The organism is Pseudorhodoplanes sp., assembly GCF_046289595.1.
In the GTDB taxonomy this organism is placed as follows: Bacteria; Pseudomonadota; Alphaproteobacteria; order Rhizobiales; family Xanthobacteraceae; genus Pseudorhodoplanes.
Map to the genome: position 1 here is coordinate 1 of NZ_JBKBVB010000156.1, position 8842 is coordinate 8842.

Annotated in this window: 8 protein-coding genes and 2 pseudogenes; 6 read left to right on the plus strand and 4 right to left on the minus strand. The window is 67.0% G+C overall.

What is annotated here, in order from left to right:
• From ACK41X_RS21425 to mutL, 5 genes are all read left to right on the plus strand, one after another.
• The coding region (locus ACK41X_RS21425; protein ID WP_409727657.1) for a M16 family metallopeptidase at positions 1 to 484 on the plus strand (484 nt) is incomplete at its 5' end.
• A gap of 113 nt (positions 485 to 597) precedes the next feature.
• Positions 598 to 1923 (plus strand): glucose-6-phosphate isomerase, encoded by a 1326-nt coding sequence (locus tag ACK41X_RS21430; protein WP_409727660.1) that lies wholly within the window; start codon positions 598 to 600, stop codon positions 1921 to 1923.
• A gap of 14 nt (positions 1924 to 1937) precedes the next feature.
• On the plus strand, positions 1938 to 2540 hold the full coding sequence (locus ACK41X_RS21435) for a class I SAM-dependent DNA methyltransferase (RefSeq protein ID WP_409727663.1): 603 nt from the start codon (positions 1938 to 1940) through the stop codon (positions 2538 to 2540).
• 178 nt (positions 2541 to 2718) lie between these two features.
• Positions 2719 to 3138, plus strand: coding sequence for an alternative ribosome rescue aminoacyl-tRNA hydrolase ArfB (gene arfB / locus ACK41X_RS21440; protein ID WP_409727666.1), 420 nt, complete (start codon positions 2719 to 2721; stop codon positions 3136 to 3138).
• A gap of 598 nt (positions 3139 to 3736) precedes the next feature.
• On the plus strand, positions 3737 to 5557 hold the full coding sequence (mutL, locus tag ACK41X_RS21445; RefSeq protein ID WP_409727669.1) for a DNA mismatch repair endonuclease MutL: 1821 nt from the start codon (positions 3737 to 3739) through the stop codon (positions 5555 to 5557).
• A 6-nt stretch (positions 5558 to 5563) separates the two neighbouring features.
• On the opposite strand, the gene rsmD is transcribed toward mutL, so the two are convergent.
• Both rsmD and ACK41X_RS21455 read right to left on the minus strand, forming a co-directional pair.
• Complete coding sequence (gene rsmD / locus ACK41X_RS21450; protein WP_409727672.1) at positions 5564 to 6115, minus strand: 16S rRNA (guanine(966)-N(2))-methyltransferase RsmD; 552 nt, start codon at positions 6113 to 6115, stop codon at positions 5564 to 5566.
• Positions 6115 to 7077 (minus strand): annotated as a pseudogene (locus ACK41X_RS21455) (pseudouridine synthase); the annotation flags it as partial. The gene rsmD and the pseudogene ACK41X_RS21455, both read right to left, overlap by 1 nt.
• Positions 7078 to 7192: 115 nt before the next feature.
• Between ACK41X_RS21455 and tadA the strand changes: the two are divergent.
• Complete coding sequence (gene tadA / locus ACK41X_RS21460) at positions 7193 to 7651, plus strand: tRNA adenosine(34) deaminase TadA (RefSeq protein WP_409727675.1); 459 nt, start codon at positions 7193 to 7195, stop codon at positions 7649 to 7651.
• Positions 7652 to 7653: 2 nt separating this feature from the next.
• On the opposite strand, the gene ACK41X_RS21465 is transcribed toward tadA, so the two are convergent.
• Both ACK41X_RS21465 and ACK41X_RS21470 read right to left on the minus strand, forming a co-directional pair.
• A complete protein-coding gene (locus ACK41X_RS21465) occupies positions 7654 to 8472 on the minus strand; it encodes a patatin-like phospholipase family protein (RefSeq protein ID WP_409727678.1) in 819 nt (272 codons plus the stop codon).
• A gap of 5 nt (positions 8473 to 8477) precedes the next feature.
• Positions 8478 to 8842: pseudogene (locus ACK41X_RS21470) on the minus strand (phosphotransferase family protein); the annotation flags it as partial.

Below are 8842 nucleotides of genomic sequence, written 5' to 3' on the forward strand. Positions count from 1 at the left end.
CATTGTCAATCACATTCTGGGGGGCGGCTCCTTCACCTCGCGGCTCTATAGCGAAGTGCGTGAGAAGCGCGGGCTGGCCTATTCGGTCTATTCCTATCTCTTGCCGCTGCATGCCTCGGCCCTCTTCATGGGCGGTACGCAGACGCGCGCCGACAAGGCCGACGAGACCGTCGTGCTGATCGAGCAGGAGATCAAGCGGCTTGCGGACGAGGGGCCGACCGCCGAGGAGCTGGAAAAGTCGAAGTCCTATCTCAAGGGCTCCTACGCCCTGAACTTCGATACCTCGACGAAGATCGCGGGTCAGCTGGTCCAGCTTCAGGTCGACGAACTCGGCATCGACTACTGGGAGCGCCGCAACGGCCTGATCGACGCCGTGACCCTCGACGACGTCAAGCGCGTCGCCGGCCGCCTGCTCAATGGCGGGGTCATGTTCACTGTGGTCGGCCGCACCCAGCAGGGCGCGAACGCAAAGCAGGGCGGCTGAGCGGGCGGCGGCGGCGCAAGCCCCGCCATTGCCACCGCAGCGCCGCGGGCGGGTTTCGCGCGCGCTTCGGCCTTGCCGTCGCCATTGGCCTTGCGCAGCGCATCCGCTAAAGCATGTCCATGATCGCCCAGTCCATCGACCTCGCCCGTGCGGCCGCGATCGGTCCGCACGGCATTTCCGACGCCGCCCTCGATGCAGCGCTGGTCCGCAGCGACACTGCGCTCGATAGCGTGCGGGCTCGCCATGCCGATGGCGGTCTGCGGCTCCTGCATCTGCCGGCCGAGCGTGCCGACATCGACGCCGTCCAGGCCGCGGCCGCGCGGCTCACCGACGGGGCCACCGACATCGTGTTTCTCGGCACCGGCGGCTCGAGCCTCGGCGGTCAGACGCTGGCGCAGCTTGCGGGCTATGCGGTGCCGGGGGTGGGTGCGCTGCGGGTCGGGCCGCGCATTCACTTCATGGACAATCTCGATCCGCTGAGCTTCGGCTTGCTGCTGGCGCGGCTGCCGCTTGCGACGTCCCGTTTCGTGGCAATTTCCAAGTCCGGCGGCACCGGCGAGACCCTGATGCAGACTGCGGCGGCGCTGTCGGCCTGCAAGACGATCGGCCTCGATACGCGGATCGGCGAGATGTTTCTTGGCCTCAGCGAGCTTGTGAAGCCGGGCGGGCGCAACGCCCTGCGCGACCTGCTCGAGCCCGAAGGTGTTGAGTTTCTCGAACACGATACCGGGGTCGGCGGCCGTTTTTCGGCGCTGACCAATGTCGGCCTGTTGCCTGCGGCAATCCTCGGGCTCGATATCGTGGCGCTGCGCGAGGGCGCGGCCGCGGCGCTCGCACCTGTGCTGGCGGGCAAGCCCGCGCAGGAGGTGCCGGCTGCACTTGGCGCCGCGCTGTCGATCGGTCTGGCGCAAGAGAAGGGCAAGACCATTTCCGCCGTGATGGCCTATGCCGACCGGCTGGAAAAATTCGTCAAATGGTATGTGCAGCTCTGGGCCGAGAGCCTGGGCAAGGACGGCAAGGGCACGACGCCCATCGGTGCGCTCGGCCCGGTCGATCAGCACAGCCAGTTGCAGCTCTTCATCGCAGGTCCGCGCGACAAGCTGTTCACCGTGATCACGACTGGCGTTGCAGGAAAGGGGCCGGTGATCGATCCGGACCTCGCCCGGCGTGCCGGGGAACCCGATTTCGGCGGCAGGACCATCGGCGATCTCGTCGCTGCGCAGGGCCGCGCCACCGCCGAGACGTTGGCCAAGAACGGCTGCCCGGTCCGCACCATGCATCTTGAGACCATCGACGAACGCGCGCTCGGCGAACTGCTCATGCATTTCATGCTGGAGACGATTGTCGCCGCGCATCTCCTCGGCGTCGACGCCTTCGATCAGCCCGCGGTGGAAGAGGGCAAGGTGCTGGCGAAGCGCTATCTGGCCGGGAAGGGGTAGCGCGGCGCTGTAGGATGCCCTCCGACGCCGATTTCATCATCCCGCTCTACGACCGCCATGCGCAGGCCTATGACCGCCTGCGCGGACGCAGCCTCTTCGAGAAATCGTGGCTCGATGCCTTTGCCGCCCTGCTTCCGGAGAACGCTGCGGTGCTCGATATCGGCTGCGGCATGGGCGAACCGCTTGCGCGCGATCTCATTGCGCGCGGTCTTGCCGTCACCGGCATCGATTCCTCGCCGCAATTGATCGCGATGGCGCGTGCGCGCTTTCCGCGGCAGAACTGGGTGGTCGCGGACATGCGCATGCTATCGCTTGGCCGCACATTCGACGGCCTGCTCGCCTGGGACAGTTTCTTTCACCTGACGCCGGACGACCAGCGGGCCATGTTCGCGATCTTCCGCGGCCATGCCGCGCCGCGTGCTGTGCTGATGTTCACCAGCGGCCCGGCGCAGGGCGAAGCCAGCGGCGCCTTTGAGGGCGAACCGCTCTATCACGCAAGTCTTGACCCGGACGAGTATCGCGCGCTTCTGGAGGCGCACGGTTTTCGCGTCGTGCGGCATATCGCCGATGACCCCGCCTGCAACGGCCACACCGTGTGGCTGGCGCAGCGGATATGATGCGGGCCCGCATTTGCGATGCCGGTCGTCCCCGCGAAAGCGGGAACCCATAGCCACCGCTCTGACCGTTTGAATGCTGCACTGAATCTCTTTTGAAGCGTCACAGGGTATGGGTCCCCGGTTTCGCGGGGACGACTGCATTGCATACCGGTGCCCGAATTCCGCTACAGTGAACCCCATGATCCGCATCACCGACACCATCGCAATCGACGAGGACGAGATCGAGGAGAGCTTCGTGCGCGCCTCCGGTCCGGGCGGGCAGAATGTCAACAAGCTCTCGACCGCGGTGCAATTGCGTTTCGATGTGCGGCGCTCGCTCTCGCTGCCGAACGATGTCGCGCTCCGGCTGATGAAGCTGGCGGGCAAACGCCTGACCAAGGACGGCATTCTTGTCATCATCGCGCAGACTGCCCGGACCCAGGAGCGCAACCGCGCCGAAGCCCGCGCGCGGCTCGTCGCGCTGATCCGCGAGGCCGCGGTGAAGCCGGTCAAGCGGGTTGCCACCAAGCCGACCAAGGCGTCCAGGACGAAGCGGCTGGAGGGCAAGAAGCATCGCGCCGATGTGAAGGGCATGCGCGGCCGGGTGCGGTTGGATTGAGCGCCGCGGCTTGCTGCATCATGCACGGATTCAGTCGTCCCCGCGACAGCGGGGAGCCATGTTCCGGAGCGGTGGTTATGGGTCCGCGCTTTCGCGGAGACGACGGTGTTTTATCTGCCTCTTGACGTGTTAGGAATAAAAGCATAATCTCTTTCCACCTCGCTCAAGAGGGGCGTCAACCGGTGACGCCGGTCGATGGAGCGGGGTGCGGCGCCTGCGGGTGCGGCTTCGTCAGCCGCACTCCCGGGAGGCCCGGGGACTCCGCTCTACGGGCACTACGACCCGTGCGCGAGGAGCTCGCTGATACGGCCTGCGCTGCGGTGCAGGTACGCAAACGCGGCCCCGAGGTCAGTGCGATGCACTGCGCGTCGCACCAAAACGCCGCGAAATGAGCCAGGCGGACGCAATCCCGCCCGGTGATGCGCCGTGAGGCGGCCGCACGTCAGCAATGGCGGGCGGCATGTCAGGAATGCCCTGCGTCTTTCGGCGCATCATTCCCCTCACATTTTCATGAAAGACGGGCGTCCCCGCGCCGGCCAAAGAACAGGGGCGGCGGCGCTTGCGCGCTTCCGGTCCGCGAATCCGGTAAACTCACCCCATGCCCGTCCGCCAGCTCTCCGAATCCCTCGTCAACCGCATCGCCGCCGGCGAGGTGGTGGAGCGGCCTGCGAGCGCGGTGAAGGAACTGGTCGAGAACGCGCTCGATGCCGGCGCAAAGAAAATCGAGATCGTCACCGATGGCGGCGGGCGGCGGCTGATCCGCGTCACCGACGACGGCTCCGGCATGACGCGCGACGACCTGAATCTTGCCGTCGAGCGCCATGCCACCTCGAAGCTGTCCAGCGACGACGACCTGATGGCGATCGCAACGCTCGGCTTTCGCGGCGAGGCGCTGCCATCCATCGGATCGGTCTCGAAGCTCTCGGTCGTGACGCGCCACGCCAGCGAACCGCACGCCTGGGGCCTCACCGTCGAGGCCGGCGTGAAATCCGCGCCCGCACCGGCCGCGCTCAATGGCGGTACCCGGGTCGAGGTGCGCGACCTGTTCTATGCCACCCCCGCGCGTCTGAAATTCATGAAAAGCGAACGCGCCGAAGGCGAGGCCGTGCGCGAGGTGGTGCGGCGTCTGGCGATGAGCCGGCCGGACGTCGCTTTCACGCTGGCGGGCGAGGAGCGGGCGCATGTCACCTGGCCTGCGGCGTTGCCCGGACCGGCCGGACGTCTCATGCGGCTCGGCGATATTCTCGGCGCGGATTTCCGCGACAATGCCGTCGAGGTGCGGGCAGGGCGCGAGGGCCTTTCGGTCGAAGGCTTCGCGGCGCTGCCGACCTACACCCGCGCCAATTCGCTTTCGCAATATCTGTTCGTCAATGACCGGCCGGTGCGCGACAAGCTGCTGCTCGGTGCAGTGTCTGCGGCCTATGCGGATTATCTGCCGCGCGGGCGCTATCCTTCGGTTGCCCTGTTCGTCGCCATCGATCCGCGCGAGGTCGACGTCAACGTGCATCCGGCCAAGACCGAGGTGCGGTTCCGCGATCCGGGTCTCGTGCGCAGCCTGATCCTCGGCGCGCTGCGCGAGGCCTTGACCCGCGAAGCTGGACGCGCCGCGAGTACAGGCGGCGAGGCCACGGTGAGTGCGTTCCGGCCTGCGTCCTCGCCGCCGCGAAGTGGCTGGGATTGGCGGCGTTCGCCGTCGGCGCCGTATCCGGTGCAGTCCTTTGCCACACAGGGCAATGCGGCCCTCGGTCTCGCCGAAGCCGCGCAGGCAGTATTCGATGTCGGTCCTGCAGCCGCGAGCGCGCGGGTGGAGACGATCGCTCCTGCCCCCGATGCACTCGACAAGCCGCTCGGAGCCGCCCGCGCGCAGGTTCACGACACCTATATCGTGTCGCAGACCCGCGATGGACTCGTCATCGTCGATCAGCACGCCGCGCACGAGCGTCTGGTCTATGAGCGATTGAAGGCTGCCGTGGAGCGCGACGGCGTGGCGCGGCAGATCCTGCTGATCCCCGAGATCGTGGAGATGGACGAGACCGATGTAGAGCGGCTCACGTCGCACGCCGGTGAACTGGCGAAGTATGGTTTGGTGTTGGAGAGCTTCGGTCCGGGTGCGGTGGCGGTGCGCGAGACCCCGTCGCTGCTCGGCGAAATCGATGCCGCTGCGCTCGTGCGCGATCTCGCCGAGCATATGGCGGAATGGGATGACGGGCTTCCGCTGGAACGGCGGCTGATGCATGTCGCCGCCACCATGGCCTGCCACGGCTCGGTGCGCGCGGGACGGCGGCTTAGGGCTGAGGAGATGAATGCGCTGCTGCGCGAGATGGAGGTCACGCCGAATTCGGGCCAGTGCAATCATGGCCGGCCGACCTATGTGGAGCTGAAGCTGAGCGATATCGAGCGGCTGTTCGGGAGGAAGTAGCGCAGCTTACTGGAGCTTGAGAAACGCAATTTCGGTGTCGTCGTAGTCGCGCCGCTCGATCTCCGCGAAACCCTCCGGCGCAGTGAACACGCCCTTCGTTTCCTCGACCACGATCAGCGCATCCTCGTTCAGCCATCCGCCGGCGCGCGCCGAGACAAGCGCCTTCTCCGCCAGCCCCTTGCCATAGGGCGGATCGAGAAACACCAGCGAGAACGGCGCGTTCGGATGCACGTCGCCGAGCTTCGTCGCATCGCGCCGGAAGATGCGACTTATCCCCGCCGTGCCGAGCGCCTCTATATTCTGGCGGATGAGCGCACGCGCCTCCGCCCCGTCATCCACGAACAAGGCAAAGGCCGCGCCGCGCGACAGCGCCTCCAGGCCCAGTGCCCCCGTGCCGGCGAACAGGTCGAGCACCCGCCCCCCTCCCACCGGGTCGCCATAGGCATGCGCGAGAATGTTGAAGATCGACTCCCGGGTGCGGTCCGAGGTCGGGCGGATGCCGTGAGACTTCGGGCCCGTCAGCGTGCGCCCGCGGAACCTGCCGCCGACGATGCGCATCAGCGCTTCCGTTTGGCGCGGTTGGCGCGCGGATCGCGCTTGGTGCGGCCGGTGGCGGGGCGATCCGAGGTGCGGAAGCGCTCACGAAGTTGCTTCGCCTTGCTTTTCGGCTTCGGCTCTTCCCCGCGGACAGTTTGCACTGGCTTTTCCGGTTTGCCACGCCCGCGCGCTTTCGGCGCGATCGGCTCTTCATCTTCCGGTTCGTCGATAATGGAGATCGGCCCGGTCAGATCGACGTCCGCTTCCGTCGCAATCCGCTCGCCGAGTTGTTCGCGCAGATGCCGCGTGCGCACCTCCTCGACCGCGCCCTCGGGCAGGTCGCCCAGCTGGAACGGTCCGAAGGACACGCGGATCAGCCGGTTCACCTTCAGGCCGAGATGCTCCAGCACATTGCGCACCTCGCGGTTCTTGCCTTCGCGGATGGCAAAGGTAAGCCAGACATTGGCACCCTGCAGGCGATCGACGGTCGCCTCGATCGCGCCGTACCTGATGCCGTTGACCGTGACACCCTTGCGCAGCGCATCGAGCTGCGGCTGCAGGATCGATCCATGCGCGCGCACACGATAGCGGCGCAGCCAGCCGGTCGACGGCAATTCGAGCACGCGCGCCAGCCCGCCGTCGTTGGTGAGGAGGAGCAGTCCCTCGGTGTTGAGGTCGAGCCGCCCGACGCTGACCACGCGCGGCATCGTTTTCGGCAGCTTTTCGAAGATGGTCGGCCGCTTCTCCGGATCGGCATGCGTGGTCACGAGGCCGCGCGGCTTGTGATAGAGGAACAGCCGCGTACGCTCGCGCTGCGGCAAGGCCTTGCCGTCGACGGCGATCTTGTCGGCGGCGGTGACATTGAGGGCGGGCGAGGCGATGACGGCCCCGTTCACCGACACACGCCCCTGCGCGATCCAGGCCTCGGCCTCGCGCCGCGAGCACAGCCCGGCGCGGGCCATCACCTTGGCGATGCGGTCGCCGGCGGGAGTCTCTTGCTGCTGTTTTGCCATCTGTCATGGCCGGGCTTGACCCGGCCATCCACGTGTTTTCGTAAGAATGTGTATAAGGGCGTGGTGGCGACGAACAAGCCCGGGCATGACGTGGATGCGAATGTCGAAGAGCTTCATGGACCAGGCGCTGGACCTTGCCCGTGCCGCCGCTGCCGCCGGCGAGGTGCCGGTAGGCTGTGTTGTCGTGCAGAACGGCGAGGTGATCGCGGGCGCGGGCAACCGCACCATCCGCGACCGCGATCCGACCGCGCATGCCGAAATGCTGGCGATCCGGCAAGCAGCTCAGGCGCTTCGCAGCGAGCGCCTGACCGATTGCGATGTCTATGTCACGCTGGAACCCTGCGCGATGTGCGCCGGCGCCATTTCCTTCGCCCGCATCCGCCGCCTCTATTATGGGGCGGCCGATCCCAAAGGCGGCGCGGTGGAGAGCGGCGTGCGGTTCTTTGCGTCGCCCGCCTGCCATCATCGGCCGGAGGTCTATGGCGGGATCGGGGAAAGCGAGGCATCGGCCGTGCTGAAGGATTTTTTCAGAGAGCGGCGGTGACGCTACGCCGCCAGCAGCGAGCCAAGCTTCTCCCGCAACTCGGCCTTCACCGGCTCCGAGGCGCGCAGGATCGCGCTCGCCCGCAGGAAATCGAGCGTACGGAAAATGCCGACATTGGGCCGCAGCACGATGTCGGGCGCGCCATATTTGAGCTTCTCGTCGATGATGGTCTGCGCCATCACGAGGACGGTTGCGAAATAGCATTCGAGCGAATCCGGCATCGCCGTGCAATCCGCGGCCGGGGGACCAGCGACATCGACGGCGATCACGATGTCGGCAATTGCTCGCACACGGTCGAAGGGCAGCGGATTGGTCGCGCCGCCGTCGACCATGACGCGGCCTTCGACCATCACCGGGCGGCTCAGGCCCGGAATCGCCATCGAGGCCGCCACCGCGGGCCGCAGCGCGCCAGCCGAGATCGCGGCCTCCCGCCGCGCATAGAGGTCGGACGCAATCACGGTAAGCGGAATCTGCAGTGCGTCGAATGTCTCCGGCACGGCATCCGGCAGGAACTGCGCGCAGAATTTCTCCGCATCGATCAGCGAGGCAGTACGAAAGCCGGATGCGATCAGCGACCCGATGCTGCCGCCGGCGCGTGCCGCGACCAGTTTGCTGAACAGCCCGGCGCGATCGCGCGCCAGCGCCGTGACATGCTTGCGGATGTCCTTGCCGCTCATGCCGGCGGCATAGGGCGCACCGATCAGCGCGCCGATCGATGTGCCGGCGATCGCGACCGGGCGGATGCCCATCTCGTCGAGTGTTTCCAGCACCGCGATATGCGCCAGGCCCCGCGCGCCGCCGCCGCCCAGCGCAAGCGCCACGCGCTTCACCGCGCACCCGCTTCCTGCGCAAAGCGCCAGGCCGTGGCGGCGAGCGGCCGGATCATGTCGGCCTTGGCGGGCGCGTGGTCACTGGTCGCGGTGCCGTCGCGCACGCGGCCGATGATGCCCTGCAGAATCGCGGCGATGCGGAAGAAATTATAGGCGAGATAGGCGGGAAGATGCGGGCGCGGATCGAGACCGGTGCGCTTCACATAACGGTCGACATAGTCGGAGAGAGACGGCAGCCCGAGCGCGTTCAGATCGAGCCCCGCCAGCGAGCCGGTGCCGGCGCGGCTCTCCGAATGCGGCATATGCCACTGCATCAGGTGATAGCTGAAATCGGCCAGCGGATCGCCGAGCGTCGACAGTT

Excerpts from the sequence above, each read along its gene's own strand:
- arfB (WP_409727666.1), top strand. The coding sequence starts at position 2,719 with ATGATCCGCATCACCGACACCATCGCAATCGACGAGGACGAGATCGAG.
- ACK41X_RS21435 (WP_409727663.1), top strand. The coding sequence starts at position 1,938 with ATGCCCTCCGACGCCGATTTCATCATCCCGCTCTACGACCGCCATGCG.
- tadA (WP_409727675.1), top strand. The coding sequence starts at position 7,193 with ATGACGTGGATGCGAATGTCGAAGAGCTTCATGGACCAGGCGCTGGAC.
- mutL (WP_409727669.1), top strand. The coding sequence starts at position 3,737 with ATGCCCGTCCGCCAGCTCTCCGAATCCCTCGTCAACCGCATCGCCGCC.
- rsmD (WP_409727672.1), bottom strand. The coding sequence starts at position 6,115 with ATGCGCATCGTCGGCGGCAGGTTCCGCGGGCGCACGCTGACGGGCCCG.
- ACK41X_RS21430 (WP_409727660.1), top strand. The coding sequence starts at position 598 with ATGTCCATGATCGCCCAGTCCATCGACCTCGCCCGTGCGGCCGCGATC.